25 protein-coding genes and 1 tRNA gene are annotated in these 25,194 nt (G+C 58.6%); 13 read left to right on the forward strand and 13 right to left on the reverse strand.

Annotation, left to right across the window (positions count from 1 at the left end):
* Window positions 1-309: 309 nt before the first annotated feature.
* From GOW60_RS13660 to GOW60_RS13675, 4 genes are all read right to left on the reverse strand, one after another.
* Window positions 310-386 (reverse strand) — tRNA-Arg (locus tag GOW60_RS13660).
* Between the two features lie 64 nt (window positions 387-450).
* A complete protein-coding gene (locus GOW60_RS13665) occupies window positions 451-1,833 on the reverse strand; it encodes a sensor histidine kinase (protein WP_254443960.1) in 1,383 nt (460 codons plus the stop codon).
* Window positions 1,834-1,851: 18 nt separating this feature from the next.
* Complete coding sequence (locus GOW60_RS13670; protein ID WP_171229713.1) at window positions 1,852-3,270, reverse strand: NAD(P)/FAD-dependent oxidoreductase; 1,419 nt, start codon at window positions 3,268-3,270, stop codon at window positions 1,852-1,854.
* A 3-nt stretch (window positions 3,271-3,273) separates the two neighbouring features.
* Window positions 3,274-4,005, reverse strand: a complete 732-nt coding sequence (locus GOW60_RS13675) for a TVP38/TMEM64 family protein (protein WP_171229714.1) — start codon at window positions 4,003-4,005, stop codon at window positions 3,274-3,276.
* Between the two features lie 295 nt (window positions 4,006-4,300).
* Here GOW60_RS13675 and rpmH point away from each other — a divergent pair, with 295 nt between their 5' ends.
* From rpmH to GOW60_RS13740, 13 genes are all read left to right on the forward strand, one after another.
* Complete coding sequence (gene rpmH, locus GOW60_RS13680) at window positions 4,301-4,435, forward strand: 50S ribosomal protein L34 (RefSeq protein WP_005980833.1); 135 nt, start codon at window positions 4,301-4,303, stop codon at window positions 4,433-4,435.
* Window positions 4,436-4,460: 25 nt separating this feature from the next.
* On the forward strand, window positions 4,461-4,886 hold the full coding sequence (rnpA, locus tag GOW60_RS13685; protein ID WP_171229715.1) for a ribonuclease P protein component: 426 nt from the start codon (window positions 4,461-4,463) through the stop codon (window positions 4,884-4,886).
* Entirely contained in the window at window positions 4,883-5,128 is a 246-nt protein-coding gene (gene yidD / locus GOW60_RS13690; protein ID WP_152456928.1) for a membrane protein insertion efficiency factor YidD, read from the forward strand. Before rnpA ends, yidD begins: the two co-directional genes overlap by 4 nt.
* Before the next feature lie 67 nt (window positions 5,129-5,195).
* On the forward strand, window positions 5,196-6,812 hold the full coding sequence (locus GOW60_RS13695; protein WP_171229716.1) for an acyl-CoA dehydrogenase family protein: 1,617 nt from the start codon (window positions 5,196-5,198) through the stop codon (window positions 6,810-6,812).
* Window positions 6,813-6,855: 43 nt separating this feature from the next.
* Window positions 6,856-7,749, forward strand: a complete 894-nt coding sequence (ttcA, locus tag GOW60_RS13700; protein ID WP_171229717.1) for a tRNA 2-thiocytidine(32) synthetase TtcA — start codon at window positions 6,856-6,858, stop codon at window positions 7,747-7,749.
* A 61-nt stretch (window positions 7,750-7,810) separates the two neighbouring features.
* Window positions 7,811-9,343, forward strand: coding sequence for a bifunctional diguanylate cyclase/phosphodiesterase (locus GOW60_RS13705; protein ID WP_171229718.1), 1,533 nt, complete (start codon window positions 7,811-7,813; stop codon window positions 9,341-9,343).
* 126 nt (window positions 9,344-9,469) lie between these two features.
* The gene (gene yidC / locus GOW60_RS13710; RefSeq protein ID WP_171229719.1) at window positions 9,470-11,299 is read left to right on the forward strand and encodes a membrane protein insertase YidC; all 1,830 of its coding nucleotides are present in this window, start codon (window positions 9,470-9,472) and stop codon (window positions 11,297-11,299) included.
* Complete coding sequence (locus GOW60_RS13715; protein WP_171229720.1) at window positions 11,296-12,033, forward strand: MOSC domain-containing protein; 738 nt, start codon at window positions 11,296-11,298, stop codon at window positions 12,031-12,033. Before yidC ends, GOW60_RS13715 begins: the two co-directional genes overlap by 4 nt.
* Window positions 12,030-12,683, forward strand: a complete 654-nt coding sequence (gene yihA / locus GOW60_RS13720; RefSeq protein ID WP_171229721.1) for a ribosome biogenesis GTP-binding protein YihA/YsxC — start codon at window positions 12,030-12,032, stop codon at window positions 12,681-12,683. The genes GOW60_RS13715 and yihA overlap by 4 nt, the downstream gene beginning before the upstream one ends.
* A gap of 60 nt (window positions 12,684-12,743) precedes the next feature.
* Window positions 12,744-13,607, forward strand: coding sequence for an acetylglutamate kinase (gene argB, locus GOW60_RS13725; protein WP_171119631.1), 864 nt, complete (start codon window positions 12,744-12,746; stop codon window positions 13,605-13,607).
* Between the two features lie 25 nt (window positions 13,608-13,632).
* The gene (locus tag GOW60_RS13730; protein WP_171229722.1) at window positions 13,633-14,319 is read left to right on the forward strand and encodes a ferredoxin; all 687 of its coding nucleotides are present in this window, start codon (window positions 13,633-13,635) and stop codon (window positions 14,317-14,319) included.
* Window positions 14,316-14,813: a histidine phosphatase family protein gene (locus tag GOW60_RS13735; protein WP_171229723.1), complete on the forward strand. Its 498-nt coding sequence runs from the start codon at window positions 14,316-14,318 to the stop codon at window positions 14,811-14,813. Before GOW60_RS13730 ends, GOW60_RS13735 begins: the two co-directional genes overlap by 4 nt.
* Before the next feature lie 348 nt (window positions 14,814-15,161).
* The gene (locus GOW60_RS13740) at window positions 15,162-15,521 is read left to right on the forward strand and encodes a hypothetical protein (protein WP_217355577.1); all 360 of its coding nucleotides are present in this window, start codon (window positions 15,162-15,164) and stop codon (window positions 15,519-15,521) included.
* Window positions 15,522-15,747: 226 nt separating this feature from the next.
* Here the strand turns inward: GOW60_RS13740 and GOW60_RS13745 are convergent, their stop codons facing one another.
* From GOW60_RS13745 to GOW60_RS13785, 9 genes are all read right to left on the reverse strand, one after another.
* A complete protein-coding gene (locus GOW60_RS13745; protein WP_171119634.1) occupies window positions 15,748-16,539 on the reverse strand; it encodes an amino acid ABC transporter ATP-binding protein in 792 nt (263 codons plus the stop codon).
* A 12-nt stretch (window positions 16,540-16,551) separates the two neighbouring features.
* A complete protein-coding gene (locus tag GOW60_RS13750) occupies window positions 16,552-17,850 on the reverse strand; it encodes an amino acid ABC transporter permease (RefSeq protein ID WP_171119635.1) in 1,299 nt (432 codons plus the stop codon).
* A 3-nt stretch (window positions 17,851-17,853) separates the two neighbouring features.
* On the reverse strand, window positions 17,854-19,086 hold the full coding sequence (locus GOW60_RS13755) for an amino acid ABC transporter permease (protein ID WP_152456917.1): 1,233 nt from the start codon (window positions 19,084-19,086) through the stop codon (window positions 17,854-17,856).
* 126 nt (window positions 19,087-19,212) lie between these two features.
* A complete protein-coding gene (locus GOW60_RS13760; protein ID WP_152456916.1) occupies window positions 19,213-20,229 on the reverse strand; it encodes an amino acid ABC transporter substrate-binding protein in 1,017 nt (338 codons plus the stop codon).
* 205 nt (window positions 20,230-20,434) lie between these two features.
* A complete protein-coding gene (locus tag GOW60_RS13765; RefSeq protein WP_171229725.1) occupies window positions 20,435-21,142 on the reverse strand; it encodes an ATP12 family chaperone protein in 708 nt (235 codons plus the stop codon).
* Between the two features lie 3 nt (window positions 21,143-21,145).
* Window positions 21,146-21,817, reverse strand: coding sequence for an HAD-IA family hydrolase (locus tag GOW60_RS13770; protein WP_171229726.1), 672 nt, complete (start codon window positions 21,815-21,817; stop codon window positions 21,146-21,148).
* Window positions 21,814-22,857 (reverse strand): RluA family pseudouridine synthase, encoded by a 1,044-nt coding sequence (locus GOW60_RS13775; RefSeq protein ID WP_171229727.1) that lies wholly within the window; start codon window positions 22,855-22,857, stop codon window positions 21,814-21,816. Before GOW60_RS13775 ends, GOW60_RS13770 begins: the two co-directional genes overlap by 4 nt.
* A 120-nt stretch (window positions 22,858-22,977) precedes the next feature.
* Window positions 22,978-23,784, reverse strand: a complete 807-nt coding sequence (locus GOW60_RS13780; protein ID WP_152456912.1) for a crotonase/enoyl-CoA hydratase family protein — start codon at window positions 23,782-23,784, stop codon at window positions 22,978-22,980.
* 98 nt (window positions 23,785-23,882) lie between these two features.
* Complete coding sequence (locus GOW60_RS13785) at window positions 23,883-25,193, reverse strand: replication-associated recombination protein A (RefSeq protein ID WP_171229728.1); 1,311 nt, start codon at window positions 25,191-25,193, stop codon at window positions 23,883-23,885.
* Between the last annotated feature and the right edge of the window lies 1 nt (window position 25,194).

The following is a 25,194-nucleotide window of genomic DNA, read 5'->3' on the forward strand; positions in this document are numbered from 1 at the left end:
TCGCTCTTGTCTCCCCTCCGTTCTGGGAGCCGTGAGTCACGCAGCGCAGCTAAAAACAATGCATCCTGAGCCTAGGGGTTAACTTAGAACTTGTATGGAAGTCTGTCGCCCAGCAAAAAAACAGTAAACGGATAGAATATTTGGCTGAACCCGATCAGGTAACTCATAGTCAGTTTGAACTGACGAGTTATTTCCCGGTATCAATCCGTCGATGTCTACAGGCCATTCGAAACTAGCCACCACTTTGGCGGGCATGTTGGAGAGTAGCTAATCAAAACCGCCAAGTTTCCCAATAGTTTCAAGGGAAAGTGGCGGACCGAGGAGGATTCGAACCCCCGACCCCTTGATTCGTAGTCAAGTACTCTATCCAGCTGAGCTATCGGTCCGCGTTGGTGAGGCGGTGTTTAGACCTGCTGCCCGAGACGTGCAAGCCGATTCTTCAAAAAAAAATCAAAAAGTCATGTCCCCGCGCGGAAGGCTGATTTCAAAGACTGTTCCCTCGGGTCCGGTCTCTTTCAAAACTAGATCCCCGCCATGGCCGCGCACCAGCTCCTGCGAGATTGCCAGCCCCAGACCCGAGCCACCCTTTCGGACGCCGCCCTGGAAAGGCGTGAACAGGTTTTCGCGCGCCTTGGGGGGAAGACCCGGCCCCGTGTCGCGGATTTCGATGCACCAAGCGTCGTCGTATTCACACCCCGCAATCGTGACCCGGCCAGGTTTTCCAGAGGCAACCAGAGCCTGTCTTGCGTTGCGCACGAGGTTCATGATGACGCGGTACAATTGTTCGGGGTCGGCGCGTGCCACAAGCGCGTCCGGCACTTCGTTCACGATCTCGACACAGGCATCGGCGACGGCGAGTTGTTCGCTGGCCGCGACATCCGCCGCGATTGCGCGGATCGGAACCATTGTCAGGGTGGGCGCGGGCTCTTCCGCGCGGCCGAAGGCCAATGTGCTTTCACAAAGGGACACGGCTCGGGTGATTGAATTCACCAGTTTCGGCGCCATCCGCCGCACCAGCGGATCATCGCTGGCCTCGATCCGATCGGTAAACAGCTGCGCCGACGTCAGGATATTGCGCAAGTCATGGCTGACTTTGGCGACGGCCCCCCCAAGCTGCGCCAGCCTTTCCCGCTGTTTGAGCGCCTGGGTCAGGTCCGTTTGCAGCATCTTCAGTGCCTCCTCGGCCTCGCGCAGCTCCGTCACCTTCGAATTCGGCGAGATTATGCCACGCGCATCCTCTGGCGCACTGGCATAGCGCTGCATGTAGCCGACGACGCTTTTGATGGGCCGCACAAGTACGACGCGCACGGCGAGAAACAGAAAAAACGCCGTGATGATGGAGATCACAAAGGACAGACCGAGAATACGCAACCCGTAGTCAATCATCGCCGTTCGCAACGGCATGCTGTCCATGGTGACTTCGATCAAAAGGCCTGCCCCCTTGACCGGTTCTCCGATGACCCGGATGACTTCGTTTTCGGGTTTGAGAAAGCGGCTGAGCGCATCCCGGATCAGAACCCAGGGGCTTGCATCCCGCAAATCGAACGTGTCGGCGATTGGATCGGGAATCGGTGACGACAGCATCAGTTGCCGAACCTCATCCCGTCGCAATACGACATTGTAGACGCCTGCGTTTGCCAGCAGTTCCGCCTCAAGATCTTCGGCCAGCATATCATCCGCCAGCAAAGCCAGCGAGGCGATCTGCGCGCGTTCGAGCCTGTTCAGCAGAAAGTCCTCGCGGAACCGGGCGATCGACGGGACAAAGATCAGAACCTCGGCCAACATGACGAAGACCGTCGTCAGGATCAGAAATCGGCCCGACAGCGAGTTCAATTTGCGCCCCTCCTCAGGTCAGGGAATCCAGCGCTGGACGAACCTGACCACTCGTTTAACTGTCTGATTCTCAAACAGCCTTGGCGAGAAATAAGCACCCGCCACACGTTTGTTAAGCTCTCCGATCGTCGGATAGGGTGAAACCATGGCGGCGATCTGCCCCATCTTCAGGTTATTGGCCAAAGCCAACGACCACAAGTTGATCAACTCACCCGCCTGATGCCCGACGATTGTGGCGCCGACGGGTCGGCCTTTCACGACCATGACCTTGACGAAGCCTTTGGTTTTGCGCTCGGCAATCGCCCGGTCATTGTGGTGATAGTCAAAGCGTGCGATTTCGAGCTTTTCACCATGCGCCTCGCGGGCCTGCGCTTCGGTCAGTCCGACCTGCGCCAGCTCCGGGTCCGTATAGGTGGCCCAAGGTATATGTGCCGTTTTCGCCCTGGACGGCAGACCGAACAGGGCCGAACGAATGATGACACCTGCATGATACCCTGCAACATGGGTGAATTGCAGGCCACCCGCCACATCTCCGATCGCATAGACGCGGCGATTGGTCGTGCGCAGCGCGTCATCCGTTCTGATGCCGGTTTTCGTGCGTTCAATTCCGGCTGCTTCCAGGTTCAGACGCTCGATATTGGCTTTGCGACCGGCAGCGATCAAAAGGTGAGAGCCCCGGTGAATTTCACCGTTTTCGGCAACGACTTCCACAGCGCCCTCTGTTCCGCGCACCAGCGCGATCATGGCGTTTTGCCGGATGTCCACGCCTTCACTGCGCAGGGTATCCAGCACCACGGACGCGGCCTCGGGATCGTCTTTGCCCAAGGCTCTGAGCCGTTCGACGACCGTCACCTTGCTGCCGAGGCGTATATGGGCCTGCGCCATCTCCATCCCGATCGGGCCGCCCCCGATGATCAGCAGGTGATCTGGCCGCTCTCTCAAGTCAAAGATGGTTTCGTTCGTGTAATAGGGCACTGTGTCCAACCCCGGAATCGGCGGCACCAGCGGTGATGAACCGGTCGCGATGACGATGCGACGCGCACAGATGACATGATCCCCGGCCTGCACCTTTTCAGGGGATATGAACATGCCATATTCGCGGATGACCTTCACGCCGAAGCCTTCGAACCGCTGCTGACTGTCCATCGGTTCGATCTGCGCGATCACATCATGAACATGATCCTTTACTGCGGCGTAGTCGATCTGAGGGATTGTATCAGCGACGCCAAAACGAACGGAATGCGCCTGAGCGTGGGCCGCTTTGCCACTTGCGATCAGCGCCTTCGACGGGACACAGCCGAAATTCAGGCAATCCCCACCCATCTTGTGCCCTTCCAGCAGGACAACATCCGCGCCCATCTGGCTGGCACCCGCGGCGACGGACAATCCTCCGGACCCGGCGCCAATGACCAGGAGATCGGTTTTCAACTCTTTCATGGTTCAGGTGCCTCTTTTCGCGCGCAGTGCTTTGAAAACGATGGGCAAGGCGGCCAATATACACAACCCGATAATCGGCCCGATCACGAACGGTTCCCACAGCAACGAAACATCAGGCGTTCCCCCACGGTCGAATACACCGCCCAGACCGACCCCGATCCACGTGTACACGATACCTCCGGGAATGATGCCCAGCGCGGTCGTCAAAAGAAAATTGCGGAACTTCACACCGACCAAAGCCGGCACGAGATTGGCAACAAAGAACGGCACGACCGGCACCAGTCGCAGCAGAAACAACACCGAGATTTCGTTTTCCCGCAGACCGTCCTTCAGTTTCCTGACCGTGCCTTCTGATGATTCCAGGCGCGACGTCAGGGCTTCGCCCAAGCCCCAGCGCGCCGCCAGAAAGATCGCCGACGCACCGATGGTGGCGGACACGACATTGAAAACGGTTCCCGCAAAAAGACCGAAAAGAAACCCCCCCGTCATCGAAGCCACCGCGGCACCGGGCAGTGAAAAGGCCACTATGACGATATAAATGGCGACAAAAGCGGCTGCCATGACCCAATAGTGACCGTCCCGCCACGCCAGAAGCGCCTCGCGATTGTCCCGCAAGGTCTCGAAAGTCAGGTAATCCCCAAGTGTGAAAAAGCCGACAACGGCAACGCTCAGGATTACAAGCAACGGAATGTGGCGCGCGAAACCATTGCGCGGCGCCTGGCTTGTGTCGGACATCAGATTTTCCGGTTCTTTGTGCTTCATCTTATGCCCAAGATGCGCTGACTGACGGGCCGGCAACAGGGGGATCACGGGGCCTTGATCTGTGTGGCACCGAATGTGAGGGATTTCGGCGATAAACGGGTAATTTGAAACCTTTTGCCGTTGCCGGTTACAGAATTGTTGCAAAAGCTGCGAAAACCTGGCCGTTGGGGTTTGACTTACCCCCCGCTTGGCAGTAGAGGACGGGCTTCGAACACCACGGGCAGGCGAATCCGCGCCGCACCCGACCGCATAGATTGGAGACGGAGCGATGAAACGCACCTATCAGCCTTCGAACCTGGTTCGCAAACGCCGCCACGGTTTCCGTGCACGCATGGCCACTAAGGCCGGCCGCAAGATCCTGAATGCACGTCGCGCACGCGGCCGCAAATCGCTGAGCGCGTAAATCGCTCACCGATCAGGTTATGAACATGACGCCGCCGGAGGCCCCTGAGGTTGGTAGGAACCACCCCGGGAACAAGCCCCCGGCGGCGTCCGTTTGTGCATCTGCACCCCTGACCGTTCTCAAGAAACGGTCCGACTTTCTGAAAGCGGCGCGTGCCCGCCGACAAGGCACGTCGTCGATGATGGTTCAGGCCCGCAAGCGCGCGCCCGGCGAGGCCAATGGGATTCGCGTGGGGTTCACCTGCTCGAAAAAAGTGGGCAATGCCGTGGCCCGCAACCGCGCAAAGCGCCGTCTGCGCGAAGCCGCACGGGCCGTGTTGCCCGAAGCCGGCCGCGACGGGTGGGATTACGTTCTGATCGGCGGTGCCGAAGTTACCGCCAACCGCCCCTATGACGCATTGTTGGACGACCTGCGCTATGCGCTCCGCAAGATGCATGCGGCCGAAAAATGACCTTCCTGTCCCATATCGTCGCCCTGCCTGTTCGGGCGTATCGGCTGATCTTCAGCCCATGGGTCGGTTTCAACTGTCGCTACCAACCCACCTGTTCCGCCTATGCGCTTGAGGCGCTGGAGAAACACGGGGCGGTCAAAGGATCCTACCTGGCCGCTCATCGGATCTGCCGTTGCCACCCTTGGGGCGGCGACGGATATGATCCGGTACCTGACGACAAGCATAATGACCCTTCGTCCTGACCCCTCGTCAGACTTGACCGGCTAGTGCCGCGCCTGAACAGTTGGACCAGCACAACCCGAGGTCCCGATGAAATCCCCAGCGCGCGACACCCTGCCAACCCACGATGTCCTGAACCAACCGCCCGCGCGCGGCGGCATCGATCTTTGGCTGTCCGATCCGGTCCTGCAAGACGCAGCAAAGACAGCGGGCGCGCGCGCTTTGGAACTGGCGGCATATGGCAAAACACTCGGAACCGAAGAAACGCGGGAACTGGGGCGGGAAGCCAACCGGCATCCTCCAGAGCTGCGGCTGTTCGATCCCGGCGGTAGGCGCCTGGACGAGGTGCGCTTTCACCCGGCCTATCATCAGATGATGCAGATCAGCCAATCGGCGGGCTATGCCGCACTGGCCTGGGATGGACAGCCCGGAGGGCACGCGACCCATGCGGCGATGGTCTATTTGGCCGGACAGGTCGAACCCGGGCATTGCTGCCCGATGACCATGACCTATGCAGCAATCCCTGCACTGGCCGCCAATGAACACATTGCCTCGCTCTGGCAGCCAAAACTCATGGCCCGCCACTATGATCCTTCGAAGGAACCGATCGGTCAAAAGACCAGCGCGACGCTAGGGATGGCGATGACCGAGAAACAGGGCGGTTCGGACATACGCGCCAATACGACCATTGCGACACGCGACGGGGATCATTGGCACTTGCGCGGGCACAAGTGGTTCTGTTCCGCGCCAATGTCGGATGGGTTCCTGACACTGGCGCAGGCGCCCGGCGGGTTGACCTGTTTTCTGGTGCCCCGCTGGCTCGAGAGCGAACGCAATGCGATCCACCTGATGCGTCTGAAGGACAAGCTGGGCAACAAATCCAACGCATCCTCGGAAATCGAGTATCATGACGCGCTGGCCTATCAGTTGGGCGAAGAAGGCGCGGGCGTGCGCACCATACTGGAAATGGTGCACCACACGCGGCTTGATACAGCCATGGCGCCGGCCGGGCTGATGCGGGCCGCGCTCAGCGCAGCGCATCATTGGGTGGAACACCGCAGCGCATTTCAGCGCCGATTGATTGATCAACCGCTGATGCGAGCGGTCCTGTCCGACCTTGTTCTGGACTGGGAAGGCGCAGTGACCCTGGGAATGCGTGTCGCGCAGGCATCTGACGGCCAGACACCCGAAGACAAGGCCTTTGCCCGGATCGGCGTCGCATTGGCCAAGTTCCTGAACAACAAGCGCTGCCCGGTCGTCGTCGTCGAGGCGATGGAAGTGCTGGGCGGCATGGGGTACGTCGAAGACACGCCCTTGCCCCTGATCTATCGTGAAGCGCCCCTGAACAGCATCTGGGAGGGGTCAGGCAATGTGATCTGCCTCGATATCCTGCGCACCCTGACGCGTCAGCCGCTGGCCGCCGAGGTTCTGGGGGCCGAATTGGATGCGGTGAGAGGCACGGACAGAAGGTATGACGCAGCTCTGACCGCGTATCGCAGCCGCTGGCCCGGTCTGCCGCCCGAGGCCGAAGCGCGCTGGTACGCTGAACGTACGGCTCTGCTGCTGACAGCCTCGCAATTGCTGCGCCATGCACCCGGCGCTGTGGCTGACGGCTTTGTTGCCACACGTCTTTCCGGTGACAGCGGTCACATTCCCGGAGCAGTAGCCGGGTTGGATACCAGCGCCCTGCTGGCGCGGCTTGGCTGACCCGCCACTTGCCCGGTTGCGCCATCTGCTGTAGGGGCAGCGCATGTTTGATGATGCAGACGATATCCACCCGCTCTTTGCCGGCGCGCCCTCGAGCACCGAGTTCAAGAAACTGCGCAAACGCATCGTGCGCCAGACCCGCGAAGCGATCGAGCAATACGGGATGGTGGACCCCTCCGCCCACGACAAGGACGGCAAACCGCCACGCTGGCTTGTCTGCCTGTCGGGCGGCAAGGACAGTTATACGCTGCTGGCCGTCCTCTACGAACTCAAATGGCGCGGATTGCTGCCCGTCGATCTTCTGGCTTGCAATCTGGATCAGGGACAACCCGGATTTCCGGCAACGGTTCTGCCAGAGTTTCTGGACCGCATGGGTGTGCCACACAGGATCGAGTATCAGGACACATACTCTGTTGTGATGGACAAGGTCCCGCAGGGCCGAACATATTGCGCCCTGTGCTCGCGACTGCGCCGCGGCAACCTGTATCGCATTGCCCGGGAAGAAGGCTGTTCCGCCGTCGTGCTGGGCCACCACCGCGACGATATTCTCGAGACGTTTTTCATGAACCTCTTCCACGGAGGCCGTCTGGCCACCATGCCACCGAAACTGGTGAATGAAGAGGGAGATCTTTTTGTCTTCCGCCCGCTTGCCCACGTCGCCGAAGCCGACTGCGAGAAATTTGCAAAGGCCATGCAGTATCCGATCATCCCCTGCGATTTGTGCGGCAGTCAGGACGGGTTGCAACGGCAGCAGGTCAAACAGATTCTCGATCAATGGGAATCGAACAGTCCGGGTCGGCGTCAGGTTATGTTCCGCGCGTTAACAAATGCGCGCCCGTCGCACCTTTTGGACGCAAAGCTCTTTGATTTTGTTAATCTTTCCGTAAACTCCGGCGAAAAATCGGAAAATTTGGAAGAAATACCGCTGCTGCGTTAACGACTGACTCAGACTGGTTTCCTAGGCTCGGCATACCATTCATGCCCAAGGTCAGGACCCGATGCGGAATCATCCTTTCGTCGACCGTATTATTGAAGCTTTGAGAAATGTGGCATACGGCCCAGCCGTTCTTGCCTTTGTTCCGGCAACAAGCCTGGGGGCGTTCTGGCTTGGCGGTGAACGCGCTTTGGTCGCGGTGGCCCTGGGTTTGCCCCTGATGTTTGCCGGCGTAGCTGCAGTGGCCCCCAACCCGGCAGACAGGAAACGGCAACAAGGTGGCCTGCTGCCGAATGACCAGTTCGAAACCGTTCTGGCAGAGGTGCTCTCGGATAGTCGCCGCAGCCGTGAAACGTCGGCCTGTTTCGCTGTGATCCTGGACGACTATATGCAAATGCTCGATCTGCATGGCCAAGCAGCAGCAAACCATGTGGCACAGCAATTCTGCTCTCGTGTCATGTCCATGATCCGCGCCAGTGACTCCGCGACCCGGATCGATGGAAACAAGATGATGGTTGTTCTGCACCCGGCGCAACAGCTTGATCTGGAAACCTGCATTCAGATGTCGGGACGAATGCAATCCGCGGTCGAAGACCCCATCATGCTGAACGGAACCGGAGTTTACATGTCCTGCTCAATCGGTTTCTGCCTCAGCAGCAATGTCCCCGACGGCACCGCGACGGATTGGTGCAACGCTGCAAACAACGCGCTGCAAGAAGCACAGCAAAACGGGCCGTCGACGATTCGTGCCTTTTCGTCCGAAACACGTCGCCGGGCTCAAGTCAGAACCAATCTGCGCAAGGAATTTGATGCGGCGCTGGAAAGCGGTGAAATTCGACCATGGTTTCAACCGCAGATCTCGACGGATACCGGTCGCGTGTCCGGGTTCGAGGCTCTGGCCCGCTGGGAACACCCGAAAAAAGGAGTGCTGGGTCCCAACGTCTTTCTGCCCTTTGCCGAACAGGCCGAGTTGATGGGCAAACTGGGGCAGGCGATGCGGCATCACGCTTTTTGCGCAATGCGTGAATGGGATCGCGCCGGTCTGACCGTACCACGCATCGGCATCAACTTTTCGTCGGACGAATTGCGCGACCCGGGGCTGATCGACCGCCTGAAATGGGAATTGGATCAATGCGATCTGACCCCGGACAGATTGGCGGTCGAAGTATTGGAGACCGTGTTTTCCAGAGGGCCGGATGACGTAATCACCCGCAATGTCACGGGCTTGGCCGCGATGGGGTGTTGTATCGATCTGGACGATTTCGGCACAGGGCATGCCTCGATCGCGTCAATCAAGCGGTTCAACGTGTCCCGGATCAAAATCGACCGCTCTTTCGTGACAAAGGCGGACCAGGACCCAAGCCAGCAACAGTTGGCTAGCGCAATTCTGACCATGGCAGAACGGCTGAACCTGGAATCCCTTGCTGAAGGGGTCGAGACACCCGGGGAGCACGCCTTGATGGCGCAATTGGGATGTGACCATGTTCAGGGGTTCGGCATCGGCAAGCCCATGCCTTTCGAAAAAACCAAGGGCTGGATCACGTCTCATCGCAACAAGATCGACGGAATGCCCAAAATCGGGCGGCAAACCGGCTGAAGAACCGGAAACTGCGCCACAGAAGACCAATCCGTGACGAAATGACGAGCGATTCCGCTTGACCTTTGGGCCTGCACTCTGTTGAACCCTGCGGGTGTCTTTCACTGCTCAAGGTGGCTGTCCCAGATGGACGATCAGAACAAGAATCTCATCCTCGCAACCGCGCTCAGCTTTCTCGTGATCCTGGTCTGGTTCGTGCTGTTCCCCCCGCCGGAACCCACACCAACCACGGAACAGGCTGAAATCGCCGGCATCGAAGGGAATGAGGTTCAGACGCCCAGCGCCGCCGATACCGGTACGGTCGGCGAAGCAACCGCAAGCGCCACTGAAGCCGAAGCCGAACCCGAGGCGCCCCGCGTCAGCATCGACACGCCCCGCCTGACGGGCAGCCTGTCGCTTGCCGGTGGCCGAATTGATGAGTTGTCGCTGAAGGATTACAAGGTTTCACTGGCCGAGGATTCTCCGATCGTCGAACTTCTGTCCCCGGTTGGAAGTGACTCTGCCTATTATGCCCTTTATGGGTGGGCCCCCGGCGCGGGCCTGTCGGTCACGGACGTTCCCGGCCCGAACACTCTTTGGACGCTTGAGCAGGGCGAAACTCTGGGTGTTGACACTCCGATCACGCTGGCCTGGGACAATGGAAACGGCCTCACCTTCCGCCGCACCATTGCCGTGGATGAAGACTATATGTTCTCGGTCACCCAATCGGTCGAGAACACCACGGACGCCGAGGTCGGCATGGCCCCCTACGGCATTCTGGCACGCCACGGTATAGGCGAAGACGGTGACCTGCCGGGCCTGAAGAACTTCTTTATTCTTCACGAAGGCGTCATGGTTATGGCTGACGGCGTTCTGGATGAGATCGACTATGGCGATGTACGCGATTTCGATATCGACCCCAATGAACGCGCACAGGCCGAGGTCTATCAGGTCAAAGAAGGCGGCTGGATCGGGTTCACGGATCACTACTGGATGACCACCCTGATCCCGGCCGAGGGTGCAGCGTTCAAGGCCGCTGCCAAATACGATTCACGTCGCAAGATCTACCAGACGGAAACGGTTCTGCCGACGCTGACAGTCGCGCCCGGTACGACGGAAGAGGTCACGACCAGACTGTTCGCCGGTGCCAAGGAATGGGAAACCATCCGGGAGTATCAGGCAGAAGGTGTTCAGAAGTTCATCGACAGCATCGACTGGGGTTGGTTCTACTTTCTGACCAAGCCGATCTTCTGGCTGCTGCACAACATCAACGCCCTGATTGGAAACATGGGCTGGTCAATCATCGGCCTGACGCTGATCATCAAGGCCATCCTGTTCCCGCTCGCCTTCAAGTCCTACGTCTCGATGGCGAAGATGAAGGAATTGCAGCCGCAAATGGAAGCCCTGAAAGAAGCCGCAGGCGATGATCGCCAGAAAATGCAGCAGGGCATGATGGAGCTGTACAAAAAGGAAAAGGTGAACCCTGCCGCAGGCTGCTTGCCAATTCTGTTGCAGATTCCGATCTTCTTCTCGCTGTACAAGGTGATTTTCGTGACGATCGAGCTGCGTCAAGCCCCATGGTTCGGCCCGTTCCAGGACCTGAGCGCGCCGGATCCGACGTCGATCTTCAACTTCTTTGGCTTGCTGCCTTGGGCCGCACCTGCACCCGAAAGCCTGATGGCGCTGATCTTCATCGGTATTCTGCCACTGCTGCTGGGTATTTCGATGTGGTTGCAGCAGAAACTGAACCCGGCGCCAACCGATCCGACGCAGGCCATGATCTTTGCCTGGATGCCTTGGGTCTTCATGTTCATGCTGGGTGGTTTCGCCAGTGGTCTGGTCGTGTACTGGATCGCGAACAACACGATCACGTTCACACAGCAATATCTGATCATGCGCAGCCAGGGCTATAAGCCGGATGTATTCGGAAACATAAAGTCCGGTTTCAAGCGGACGCCAAAAACGGACAACAAATGAGCGGAACGGTCTCAAGCCTTTGGCGCCACCCGATCAAAAGCCATGGTCGAGAAGCCCTGAGCCACGTCACACTCATCCCCGGGCACACCATGCCCGGGGATCGCGTTTGGGCGGTCGCTCATGAGGGCGCCAAAACCGATGGTTCGGAATGGGCACCTTGTTTCAATTTCAGCCGCGGTTCAAAAGCGCCTCAGTTGATGGCCATTTCGGCCGAATTGCAGGACGACCGGGTTACATTGCGTCACCCACAGCGACCGGATCTCAGTTTTGCGCCGGACACCGAACAAGAGGCTTTTCTGGACTGGGTGAAACCGATTATGCCGGCGGACCGCGCTGCATCTGCGCGGATCGTTCGGGTTCCGGGGCGCGGTATGACGGACAGCGACTTTCCATCGATCAGCCTGTGCAACATGGCATCGCATCGCGCAGTCGAACAGAAGCTGGGCCAGACTCTGTCCATTGTTCGGTGGCGCGGCAATATCTGGTTCGAAGGTCTGCCGTTATGGGATGAGTTTGACTGGCTGGGTCGTGACGTGCGCATTGGCGAAGCCGTGCTTCGCGTCCGCGAGCGGATCACGCGATGTATGGCCACCACCGCCAATCCCGAAACCGGTGAGAGGGATGCAGACACCCTGCGCGCCCTGAACAGCTGGGAGCATCAGGATTTCGGCGTTTACGCCGAGGTCGTCCAGGGTGGCGAAATCCGCGTCAACGATGAGGTGCAGCTGCTATGACCGCGCTTCCCTTCCCCCTGGCCGAAGACCCGGATGAATTCGCCCAGGAGCGAGGCCGCAAACTGTTTGCAGGCCCGTCCGAGTTCGTCAAAGGCGTTGTCGCCATGAATGGCCTTCCCGCCCCTGACCGGTTGGAAGTCTGTTTTGCGGGGCGTTCGAACGTGGGCAAATCCAGCCTGATCAATGCCTTGACCGGCACGAAGGGTCTGGCCCGCGCATCCAACACGCCCGGCCGCACGCAAGAGATCAACTTTTTCACCCAGGGCCCTGAACTCTATCTCGTGGACCTGCCGGGCTATGGCTATGCAAACGCCCCGGTGAAAGTGGTCGAGAAGTGGCAGAAGCTGCTGAAACAATATCTCAGCGGGCGCCAGACACTGCGCCGTGCCTTTGTCCTGATCGACTCGCGCCACGGGGTAAAACCGGTCGATGACGAAATCATGAAGTTGCTGGACACCAGCGCCGTGACATTTCAATGCGTTCTGACCAAGGCAGACAAGGTCAAAGCCAAGGATCGCGAGAAGGTGCTGGAGCAAACCCGGGCCGCGTTGTCCAAACATCCCGCGGCTTTTCCGGAAATTGTGCTTACCTCATCCGAAAAGGGTGACGGCATCGCGACCCTGCGGTCCATCATTGCGCACCTTGAATAGCTTCGCCCTTGGCAGCGTGGGGCAAAGGTCCTAACACGGTTTTCCAGAAGGACTTTAGCTATGAAGACACGAGATATGAACCGGGACTGGATCGCCACCGCAGCCACACTCAACAGCGCCCTGCCCTATCTGCAGCGCTATGACGGAGCCATCGTCGTCATCAAACTTGGCGGACACGCCATGGGCAGCGACGAGGCGATGGAAAGCTTTGCCCGGGACGTGGTTCTGATGCGCCAGGTGGGTGTGAACCCGGTGGTCGTTCACGGCGGTGGTCCGATGATCAATGCAATGCTGGGCAAGTTGGATATTCAATCCGAATTCGTGAACGGAAAACGAGTGACCGACAAGGCCACGGTTGAAGTGGTCGAAATGGTTCTGTCCGGGCTTGTAAACAAGCGCATCGTACAGGCGATCAATGATCAGGGCGGATCAGCCGTGGGCCTGTCTGGCAAGGACGCAGGCCTGATGGTCTGCGATCAAACGGATGCGTCGCTGGGCTTTGTCGGCACCCCTGCCGAGATGAATCCGAAGATCCTGCATGATCTGTTTTCACATGACGTAATCCCGGTCATCGCCCCGCTTGGTGCAGGCCGCGACGGTGAAACATTCAACGTCAATGGTGACACGGCAGCCGGAGCAATCGCTTCTTCGCTCAAGGCAGACCGTCTGTTGCTGCTGACGGATGTTTCCGGTGTCAAGAACGCGGCGGGCGATGTCGTGACCGAACTCAAGGCCGGTCAGATAAGGGAAATGACCCGCGAAGGCACCATTGCAGGCGGTATGATACCCAAGACAGAAACCGCACTGGACGCCCTGCACAGCGGCGTTCGGGCTGTCGTCATACTTGATGGGCGCGCACCCAATGCCGTGCTGCTGGAGCTGTTCACCGAACATGGGGCCGGGTCGCTGATACGCCCGGACTGATCCCCGCAAGATAGGAGGAGGAGACATGACACATCTTGCACAGCCTTCCTCTGATCCTGACGCGACGCCTTATGAACAGGTTGAAAACGCCGGCCGTGATGCTGGATTGTTGGTCATGGGCGCGCTGCATCCTCGCCACGTTGCAGCCAAAGACCTCGAAACCGGTACGCTGATCCTGTTGGGGGCCGGGCCGGAATTCTGGCCCGTACTAAAGGCCTCACCGGAATGGCACCAGGCCGACCCCGTTGACCGATGGTCGCAAAGGATCGTCGGTCAGATGGCCGAAAGGCTGGGCGCACAGGCGTATTTCCCGTTCGGCGGCCCTCCGTACACGCCATTCATTGACTGGGCGCTCAAATCTGGGCGGACGTTCAGCAGCCCGGTCGGGGCATTGGTGCATGATACCGTTGGGATGATGATTTCCTATCGGGGCGCACTGCATTTTGCCGAAGAGTTCGCCATCCCGGCCCCTTCCGGCGTGTCGCCTTGCGAAAGCTGCGCCGCGCCTTGCACGACGACCTGCCCGGTCAGCGCGCTGAACGCGCAGGAGTTCTATGACGTCGCTGCATGCCACGACCATCTGGGCACCGCTGAAGGTCAAACCTGTATGGCGGGCGGGTGTCTGGCCCGCCTAGCCTGCCCTCTGAGCGCGGGCGCAGGACGCGACCCGGAACAATCGGCCCATCACATGAAAGCCTTTCATCCGTCATGACCCGAATTCTGATCCTGACACGTCATGCGAAATCCAGCTGGGATAGCCCGGGTCTTAGCGATCATGACCGCCCGCTGAACAAGCGTGGACGAAAGTCAGCCCCGGCCATCGCTGCTTGGTTGCGTCACCACGGTTGGTTGCCGGATGAAGTCCTAAGCTCTACATCAACCCGCACCCGCGAGACATGGGATCGCATGGGTTTACAGGCCGAAAAAGTCAGCTTTCACAGCGCTCTCTACCACGCTGGTTCAAAGGTCATGCTGCGAGAGCTTTCAGGTGCTACGGAACCGGCGGTATTGATGCTGGGCCACAATCCCGGGATCGCCGATTTTGCCAACCGTCTGGTGCGACAACCGCCAAATCATACACGCTTTTTCGATTATCCAACCTGTGCAACAACCGTCATGTCATTCGACATAAACAGCTGGGCCGAGGTCCGATGGCAAACCGGGACGGTGCTTGGGTTCACCATCCCGCGTGAGTTGATCGAATAGAAAAAGGCGGATCGGCGGCCTCGGTTTTGCAGCACATTCAGGCTAAGAATTCGATTGCCTTCACACCAATTTCCGATCTTTTGTGCCAATGACGGCAAAGATCACCCGTCTTTGACAACTGCGCGCAACCTCCCTGTGGGGGATCTGAATTGCGTCCACCGTATGCCTTCTGGTCGGGATTTTGGTGATTAATAGGCTCTATGCTATTATCTGGCCGTTGAGCACTCGCAGCATTTCATTGCGGGAATTATTACTACGATTATAGATTTACTGGAAAGGATTTGCTTCATGTCTTACGGGTTTCGTATCTTTCAGCTGAAAAATGTGCGCCCTGTCATATGCGGGGTAGTGGCTGCCGCGGCCTTTGGGGCCATGGCGCCAACAATGTCATTTGCACAGGAATTCATGACGCAAGAAGAGCTTCTTGCCACAATACCCGGCAACCAGTTTTCAGGCATTTCCAACAACGACGGAAAGACCCCGTGGGTGCAAGCCTACAGCAAGGCGACACGTAAGAAGAATGGCAAACTCAACGGCCTTTGGAACGGAAAAGACAAATATTCCGGAGACTGGTTCGTCAAAGATGACCAATGGTGTGAAAAAGGGGATTGGGGCCAGAAGTGTTGGAGCATTGAACGGATCGGTTCAAACGAATTCCGAATATACGAAGGCGGACAACCGATGAAAAACACCTGGAAGCTCAAGTAGGCAAACTTTTGTAAACTGGGCTTGATCGGGTTTGTGCGAAAACTCCTTTGTCTGGCAACACGACCGATCAAATCACCGAGGTTCCGTCAGCCTAAAATCATCAGGTGTTTACCAAACCTCTGAGGCCCCAAAAAAAAAGCGAGCCGCCATTTAGGCGCGGCTCGCTCATCTCGATATTGGGCAGCGGGTTAGTGACCTGGCCCCCGCCGTGTCTCAATCAAAGGGGTCAGTGACCCAGAATCTGGCTCAGGAACAGTTTGGTCCGCTCGCTTTGCGGGTTGTTGAAGAACTCTTCGGGTTCGTTCTGTTCCACGATCTGACCGGCATCCATGAAGATCACGCGGTTGGCGACCTGACGGGCAAAACCCATCTCGTGCGTCACGCACAGCATGGTCATGCCTTCCTCGGCCAGTTCGATCATGGTGTCGAGCACCTCTTTGATCATCTCGGGGTCCAGCGCCGATGTCGGTTCATCGAACAACATGATCCGTGGCATCATGCAGAGCGAGCGGGCAATCGCCACACGCTGCTGCTGACCGCCGGAAAGCTGACCGGGAAACTTGTCAGCCTGCTCGGGGATTTTCACCTTTTCAAGGAAATGCATCGCCCGCTCTTCGGCCTCTTTCTTGGGCGTCTTGCGCACCCAGATTGGGGCCAGCGTACAGTTTTCCAGAATGGTCAGATGCGGGAACAGGTTGAAGTGCTGGAACACCATTCCGACCTCGGAGCGAATCTTGTCGATGTTCTTCAGGTCATTCGACAGCTCGATACCGTCCACCACGATCTTGCCTTGCTGGTGTTCTTCCAGCGCGTTCAGGCAGCGGATCAGGGTGGACTTGCCCGAACCCGACGGGCCCGCGATCACGATCCGCTCGCCCTGATTGACGGTCAGATTGATGTCGCGCAGCACGTGGAAGGACCCGTACCACTTGTTCATTTGGTTGATTTCGATGGCGACCTCGTCGCTCACCTGCATCTTGGAGCGGTCGATTTCGCGGTCGATTGCAAGTTCAGACATGTGTTGAACTCCTTAACGATGATCTGTGGCAAGGCGACGCTCGAGCCACTGAGAATATTGAGAGATGCCGTAACAGACGACGAAGAACAGAAGAGCGGCAAAGCCCAGAAGCTCCCAGTAGACGCCGTTCCATTCGGTCGACGCCAGGATGGGTCCCCGGATCATGCCCACCAGATCGAACATCGAAATGACCGAAACCAGTGTCGTATCCTTGAACAGGCCCACGGCCACGTTCACGATTCCAGGGATCGAGATCTTCAGCGCCTGCGGCAGGATGATCAGCCGCATCGCCTGCGGATAATCAAGGCCCAAGCTGTCTGCCGCCTCGTACTGCCCGCGCGGAAGCGCTGCCAGACCGCCGCGGATCACCTCGGCGATATAGGCGGACGAGAACATGGTGATCATGATCACCACGCGCAGGAACAGGTCGACCGTGCTGTCAGGCGGGAAGAAATAGGCCAGCATCACCGAAGCCACGAACAGCAGCGTGATCAGAGGCACGCCGCGGATGAACTCGATGAAGATGACGCAGACCCACTTGATCAGCGGCATGTTCGACTGTCGCCCCAAGGCCAGTGCGATCCCAAGTGGTACCGACAGCGACACACAGGTTACACCCAGCATCATGTTCAGCATGAAACCGCCCAGGTCACGGCTGGGAACGGCCGTCAGCCACGCATTCTCTGATGCGCCTTCCGGGATCAGGGCCCCTCCGACGTTCCAGATCACAAGTGCCGTTACAATTGCTCCGAAGAACCCGGCGGCAAAGTTGTTGTTGCCCAGCTTCTGGAAGACACCACCGGCGGCTATGCAGCCAACTAGTGCAACCAGAGGCACGAGGATCGTGCCACCCCAGATCAGCCAGAAAGCCAGGAAGGGATAGACCGCAGTGAACAACAGCATCTTGCGAGGCAAGTCAAAGAACAGCACCGGAGCAATCGCCACCAGCATCAGCACAAAGGCCAGGTTCGGCCGCCAATAGGCATCGACGGGGTACTTGAACCCATAGATCAGCTGCGGCCAGCGTTCCGTCAGAACCGCGAAACAGGCTCCGGTCTTGTCCCCCAGAATCTCGCGGCATTCCGCGAGCGAGTTGGCATTCCACACACCGTTCAGAATCCATGGCAAGGTATTCTTGAGAAGAATGTAGATCAGGATCAGCGACAGAACTGTCAGGATCGAATTGACGACCCCTGAAAACAGATTCTCGCGCAGCCATTTGATGACGCCGGTCTCATTTGCCGGCGGCGGTGAGGGCGGGATGGTGCCTTCGGCCACGAAGGCGATCGGGTTTGTTGCTTGATCACTCATGGCTCAGCGCTCCTTCAGCTTGACGGAAGCGTTGTAGATGTTCATCCCCGTCGAAATCAGCAGCGAGGCCGTGAGGTAGAACAACATCAGCAGCAGAACGCATTCAATCGCCCGGCCGGTCTGGTTCAGGGTAATACCACCCAGTGTTGCGGTGATATCCGCATAGCCAACGGCAATCGCGAGAGACGAGTTCTTGGTGATATTCAGATACTGCGAGATCAGCGGCGGGATGATGACCCGCAATGCCTGGGGCAGGATGACCAGTTTCATGATCCGTCCCTGACGCAGGCCCAACGCGGCGGCCGCCTCGGTCTGACCTTTGCTGATCGCCTGAATGCCCGCACGCACGTTTTCCGCGATAAAGGCACCCGTATAGATCGACAGGGCAAACCACAGCGCAATCAAAGGACCACCGGCATTCAGTCCACCGCTGAAGTTAAAGCGCTTCAGCTCGGGGACATCCCAGGTCAGGCCCATGATGATCATCAACAGCACAAAAGGCACCAGCCAGATTGCCAGTTTGGGCAACAGCGTCGCGGGGCGCTCGCCGGTTTCTTCCTGCTTCTTGGTCGCGCGTTTTTCGACTTCGCCACTGACGAACCACGATCCGATCAGGACGGCGATGACCAGCAACCAGTTCAGGGCTGTCGATGCAAACAGGCCATTGGCGAACTCGGGACGGGGAAAATAGATGCCTCGATTGGTAAAGGCAAAGGACCCAAACAGCATTGAAGACGTCGGGTTTTCCCCCCGGAACGCGCTGGGCGCCGGCAACACGGCCGTCATGATCGTGAAGATGATGATGATCCAGATCAGAACCGGGATGTTCCGGAAGATCTCGACATATACTGCCATCAGCTTCGACACGAGCCAGTTGTTCGACAGTCTCAGAACACCCGCGATCACACCGAAAACCGTTGCGGTGATACAGGCCAGGAAGGCCACGAGCAGTGTGTTCAGCAAACCGACAAGTGCCGCGCGTGCATGCGATGACTGACTGTCATATTCAACAAGACGCTGGTTGATGTCGTACCCGGCGGAATCGCCGAGGAAAGCATAGGAAATATTGAGCCCTGCGGCCCTGAGGTTCTGGATCAGGTTGTTGCCCAGATACCAAATGGAAAGCGCAATGACGATGGCCGCAATCACCTGAAATGTAAGAGAGCGATAGCGGGTATCGTTTATGAGCATAGACAACCGAAAATCAGCTTTCGGTGGGTCAGTCATAGTCGACATATTTTGGGATCCCCGTGGCTTGCGAGCTGTTTCATTTCGGCGAGGTTTTCCCCGCTCTGCATCTGCCCGCAGCAATTTATTGTAGAAGAGGGCGCAGGTTGCCCCACGCCCTCTTCCATTGATGCCTTAACGGAACGGTGGCGAGTACAGCAGGCCGCCTTCGGTCCACTGTGCGTTCAGGCCGCGCGCCAGGCCGATCGGTGTTTCTTCACCGATGTTCTTGGCGAAGATTTCACCATAGTTGCCGCCAGCTTTGATCGCTTTGGCCGCCCAGTCGGCGTCCAGACCCAGCATTTCACCCAGAGTGCCTTCTGTACCCAGCAGGCGGTTGATTTCCGGGTTGTCGGTGCCGGCGCTCAGCTCGTCGATATTTGCCGAGGTCACGCCCAGCTCTTCAGCCGAAATCAGTGCGTTCAGGGTCCAGCGGACAACGTCGCCCCACTCGTGGTCGCCATGACGGACCAGCGGGCCCAGCGGCTCTTTCGAGATGATTTCGGGCAGCAGGATGTGCTCGTCCGGCGCTTCGAAGGTTGCGCGGGTTGCGGCCAGGCCCGATGCATCAGTGGTGTAAACGTCACATGCACCAGCCAGGTACTGCTGCTGCGCTTCGGCGTTGGTTTCGATCGGAACCGGCTCGTAGCTGATGTTGTTGGCACGGAAGAAATCGGCCAGGTTCAGCTCGGTGGTGGTGCCGGTCTGGATGCAGACACGGGCGCCGTCCAGTTCCTTGGCCGAGCTGACGCCCAGCGCCTTGGGAACCATGAAGCCCTGACCGTCATAATAGTTCACACCGGTGAATTCGAACTTCAGGTCGACGTCGCGGCTGAAGGTCCAGGTGGTGTTTCTTGCCAGCATGTCGATCTCGCCCGAGGCCAGAGCGGTAAAACGTGTCTTACCAGTGGTCGGAACGAATTCAACGGCGTTGGCGTCACCCAGAACGGCAGCAGCAACGGCGCGGCACAGCGATACGTCAAAGCCTTGCCATTCGCCATTTGCGTCGGGCGCAGCAAAACCAACCAGACCGGTGGTCACACCACAATTCAGCTTGCCGCGTGCTTTAACGTCGTCAACGGTCCCTGCCATGGCTGCGCCAGCAGCAAGACCGGCAATCGTTGCCGCGCCCAAGATTACGGATTTTTTCATTTTTACCTCTTCCTGATTTTCCGCCTCGTCCGAGACGGCTCTGCCCGGCAAGTGGATGCCGGATAGGTTACCCCAAAGGTGTCTCCCCTTTAGTGGCACTGAGTTTGGGCGTATTCATAAACAAACGTCAAGGGCCGGATCATCGAAATCGATGGATCAGGCCCCAAGCTGTTTACAGATTTGCTCAAAAAACCGGAATTTAGGATCAAACCGATAATTCAAAGAAGCGTTTGGCATGCATAAAGGCTGCTTTCTTGGCCTCGGCAACCTGATGGGCTTCTTCGTCATGGCCCCATTGTTCAATTTGCCAGGTTTCATCCAATCTTGAAATGCGCCATATTTCGTCCGGATTGCGCCAATTCATGGCAGCCGCAAAGCCAAGAATCAATGACCCCGACAAGCTGACAAGATCGTGAAAAGCGGCCAGTTGGAACGCATCCAGCCCGTGCACCCGAGAACGCAATTTCGCCAGGGCGGATTCCGGCTGCGGTTGATGCAAGACGCCCGCAACCGGAACCAGACGGGCAGACAGCGCGGTCTCGGCCCAATCCAGGGCGGGGTCCCATTCGGCGCTCTGACGATCCTGCAACTCCTGCGGGTGGGTTGCGCGATAACACAATAAATCGGAATCGCCGTAATCGGCCAGCATGTCGGCTACTTCCCCGTGCTGGATGCGGACTTTGTCAATCGCTGCATTTGCAGAACGGGTGAACGGCATCACGGCAGGATCAACTTCTTTTTCCTGTGCGTCCCATTCCCCTGCCACCGCTTCGGCCATGGGGCGGGTTGGCAAGATCAGGTCTGCTTTGGCGGGTGTTTTGACCCTGCGGCCATCCAGTTCGACGGTGAAGCCGCCATCAACCGCGGCAACGGTGCTGTCCTTCCAGAAGCGTTTCGGTTTCCAGTCACTCATCTTTCAATTCCACATCCCAGCCAGCGCATTGGGCAACTGGTCAAAGGTTTCGATAATGCAAGAAGCTGCGGTCAGAGCCGATCGGTCATGATAGCCCCAGATGACGCCGATGCCGCGAACACCGGCGGCCGCAGCCATATCCATGTCAAAGCTCGTGTCGCCGATCATCACTGCGCAGGCCGGATCGACCCCGGTTTCCGCCAATGCGGTCTGCACCATGGACGGATGCGGCTTTGACGGGTGGTGATCCGCGACCTGCCGGGTCACGAAATACGGTTCCAGCCGGTGGGCTTCGATCAATGCGTCCAACCCGCGCTGCGACTTGCCGGTTGCCACGCCAAGAAGCACTTCGGGCACGGCATGCAACGCTTCAATCGCCTCGCGCGCACCGGGGTACAGCGGCGAACTTGCCGCGCCCAATTCAAGACGATGGGCGTGATAGGCCTCTTTATACCCATCGACCAGATCGTTCTGTACCGAAAGAGGCTGTTCCGGCGCCAACCGGGCGATGGCATGCGGCAGCGACAAGCCGACGATGGACAGGATCGCCTTTCGCGTCGGAACCGGCACGGAGGCGGCCTGAAAGCTGGCGGTCATGCAATGAACGATACTGCCCTGACTGTCGACCAGAGTGCCGTCGACGTCGAACAGGACCAGCCGCAAGGGTGCGCTCATTGCAGCGCCTCAAACGGGTCGTCAGCCGCCAGATCCTCGCTCCATCCGAACGTGTCCCAGCTATGCTTCATATGCTCGGGCAAGGGCGCCGTCACGGTCACTGGTTTCCGCGTCACCGGATGCAGGAAGGACAGCCGCCGTGCGTGCAGATGCAGCTTTTTGCTGATGATCCCACCCAGTTGCGCGCCCCATCCGTCGCCAAGGTTTTCCTGACCCGAACCGCCGTATTTTCCGTCGCCGATAATCGGATGTCCGATTGCGGCCATATGCGCCCTCAATTGGTGCGTACGTCCGGTGATCGGCTCCATCGCGACCCAGGCGGCGCGGCCGGCAACTCGATAGAGTGTTGCATAATGCGTATGCGCGCGTTTTGCGCCCGGAGTGCTGTCAATTTCGTTCATATGCACGGGGATCATCTTTTCACCCTCGCCGTGCTTGCCATGACCGGGCGCCTTGACAAGGCCGGTCTTGATCTCACCCAGGTACGGCGTTGGAACACCGGCAACCAGCGCCCAGTAGATCTTGCGCGTATCACGGTGACGGAAAGCGGCCGTCAGACCCTTGGCGGCCTCACGCGTGCGTGCCAGCAGCAGAACACCTGACGTGTCCTTGTCCAATCTATGAACCAGCCGAGGGTTCTCGTCATAGCCGAACCGCAGCGCTTCGGACAAGCTGTCAACATGCCTTGTCTGCCCGCTGCCGCCCTGCACCGGCAGACCATGCGGCTTGTTCAGCGCCAGAATGTGATCGTCGCGGTAGATCACGCAGGATTGGATCATCTTGGCATCCGCATCCGAGATGTGATGCTTGACCTCAGCCGGTTTGTGATCAGCGTCCGGCAAAGGCGGCACGCGAACAACCTGCCCTGCCTCCAACCGGGTCGAGGCCTTGGCACGGCTACCGTCAACACGCAATTCTCCCTTGCGGCACATCTTTTCAATGCGCCCCTGGCTGACATGCGGAAACAGGCGGCGCAGCCAGCGATCCACGCGCTGGTCCCCATCCCCTTCGGCGACTGTAATCATCTGCACGCCACTCATGCCGTTACCCCTTTTTCCGCGCGGGTGATCCGCCCGGATTGCGTGTTTATCCGTGTCCCAGAAATCATGGGCGTCTGTCGCGCGCAACGCGGCAAGAGTCAAGGTATCAGGCTCTGGATCTCAGATGTTCGAGAAGTCGCCGTGCCGCCCCGCTCCATCCCGAAAACGGGCCGCACCAGCGGTTCCTTCGCGGCGAATGGCATCCAACCCGTTGGCCCATTCAACCTTCAGCGCGTCACGAACCGGCATTCCACGGGTTTCGATGATCGACCGGCGGTCTGCCCGAACGGCCTCTTGCGGGAAACGGGCGATATCATGTGCCATGTCTTCAGCCGCCTTTCGTGCTGCGCCATGCGGAACGACCTTTTCCGCCAGCCCAATCCTGTAACACTCCTCCGCCTCGACCTTGCGACCGGTCAGAGCAATCTCCAACGCCTTGCCCTGCCCCACCAGACGCGGCAACCTGACCGAACCACCATCCATCAGGGTAATCCCCCAGCGGCGGCAAAACACACCCAAGTAAGCCGTTTCCGCCATGACCCGGATATCGCACCACAAGGCAAGCTCCATTCCTCCGGCCACTGCCGCGCCTTCTATCGCGCCGATGACAGGTTTCGAAAGCTCCAGCCGCGACGGCCCCATGGGCCCCAGCGTTGACGGGGCCGAACCGATGGGAAAGCCATGTTTGTCGAAATACGCCTCGCGCCGTTCGGGATCGGCCAGCGATGCGGCAAGTTTCAGATCCCACCCTGCACAGAAATTGCCACCTTTGCCCCAGAATACCGCAGCCTTGGCCGAACTGGCCTCGAAACTCAGAAATGCCTCAACCAGAGCCTCGGCATGTTTCGTATCAACGGCGTTCCGCGCATCCGGCCTGTCATGAATGACGGTCCAGACATCTTCGGATTTTTCGATTGAAACCGGCATATCAAGCCCTCCCCTGCAAGCGTTGACCCAAGGGAAGCGTCCAATTTCAATCCTGTCGCCTGTGACGCGGCGGAACCTTTACGACTGACCCTACGTTACTAGCTGTTCCGCTGTGTCCGCAGCTTGGCAAAATAATCGAGGCGTTTCTTTAGTTCACGCTCGAAACCGCGCTCGACCGGCTGATACAAAACCGGGCGTTTCATCGTCTCGGGGAAGTAGTTCTGACCGGAAAACCCGTCCTCGGCATCATGGTCATAGGCATAGCCCGCGCCGTAACCCTGATCCTTCATCAAAGAGGTCGGCGCGTTCAGGATATGCTTGGGCGGTGGCTCGCTGCCGGATTGCTTGGCCAGCCGCATTGCCGCCTTGTAGCCGACATAGGCGCCGTTGGATTTTGGCGCCAGGGCAAGATAGACCAGCGCTTGAGCAAGCGCCAACTCGCCCTCGGGTGAACCCAGACGTTCGTAGGTTTCCCACGATTGCAAACAAATGGCCTGCGCCTGCGGATCGGCCAGGCCTATGTCCTCGACCGCCATGCGTGTGATCCTGCGCGCAAGATACCGCGGATCTTCGCCCCCGGTCAGCATGCGCGCGAACCAATACAAGGCCGCATCGGGGTCAGATCCGCGCACCGATTTGTGCAGGGCCGAGATCAGGTTGTAATGCTCATCACCGGATTTGTCGTATTTTGCAGCTCGCCGCATCAAACGCGTTGACAGCGCGTCGGGGGCCAGCGGCGCGTCCACCTTCCACGCCGAAACCTGTTCGATCAGGTTCAGCAAAGCCCGACCGTCGCCGTCGGCCATCTCTTGCAACGCATCGCGGGCGGCAGGCGTCAATGGCAACGCGCGGCCCAACTCTTTCTCGGCCCGCTGGGTCAGACGCTCCAGATCGGCAAGGCTCAACCGTTCCAGCACCAGCACCTGCGACCGGCTGAGCACAGCGGCATTCAACTCGAATGACGGGTTCTCGGTGGTTGCGCCGACCAACAGGATGGTCCCGTCTTCCATATGGGGCAGAAACCCATCTTGCTGAGCCTTGTTGAAGCGGTGAATCTCGTCCACGAACAACAAGGTGCCCTGCCCGTTCTCGCGGCGTATCTTCGCGGCCTCGAAGACTTTCTTCAGATCCGGCACACCGGTGAAGATCGCACTGATCTGAACGAAATGCAGATCGGTTTCCTGTGCCAACAGCCGTGCAATCGTGGTCTTTCCAACTCCGGGTGGGCCCCAGAAGATCAGGCTGGACAAACTGCCTGCCGCCAGCATGACACCCAGAGGGGCCTCGGGGCCCAGCACCTGCTCCTGCCCGATCACCTCGGCCAGGGATCGAGGCCGCAACCGGTCAGCCAGAGGCCGGCGAGGAGAAGCGGCAGGTTCTGCCGCCCCGGTATCGAACAGATCACTCACA

This window comes from Ruegeria sp. HKCCA4008, assembly GCF_013033125.1.
Lineage (GTDB): Bacteria > Pseudomonadota > Alphaproteobacteria > Rhodobacterales > Rhodobacteraceae > Ruegeria.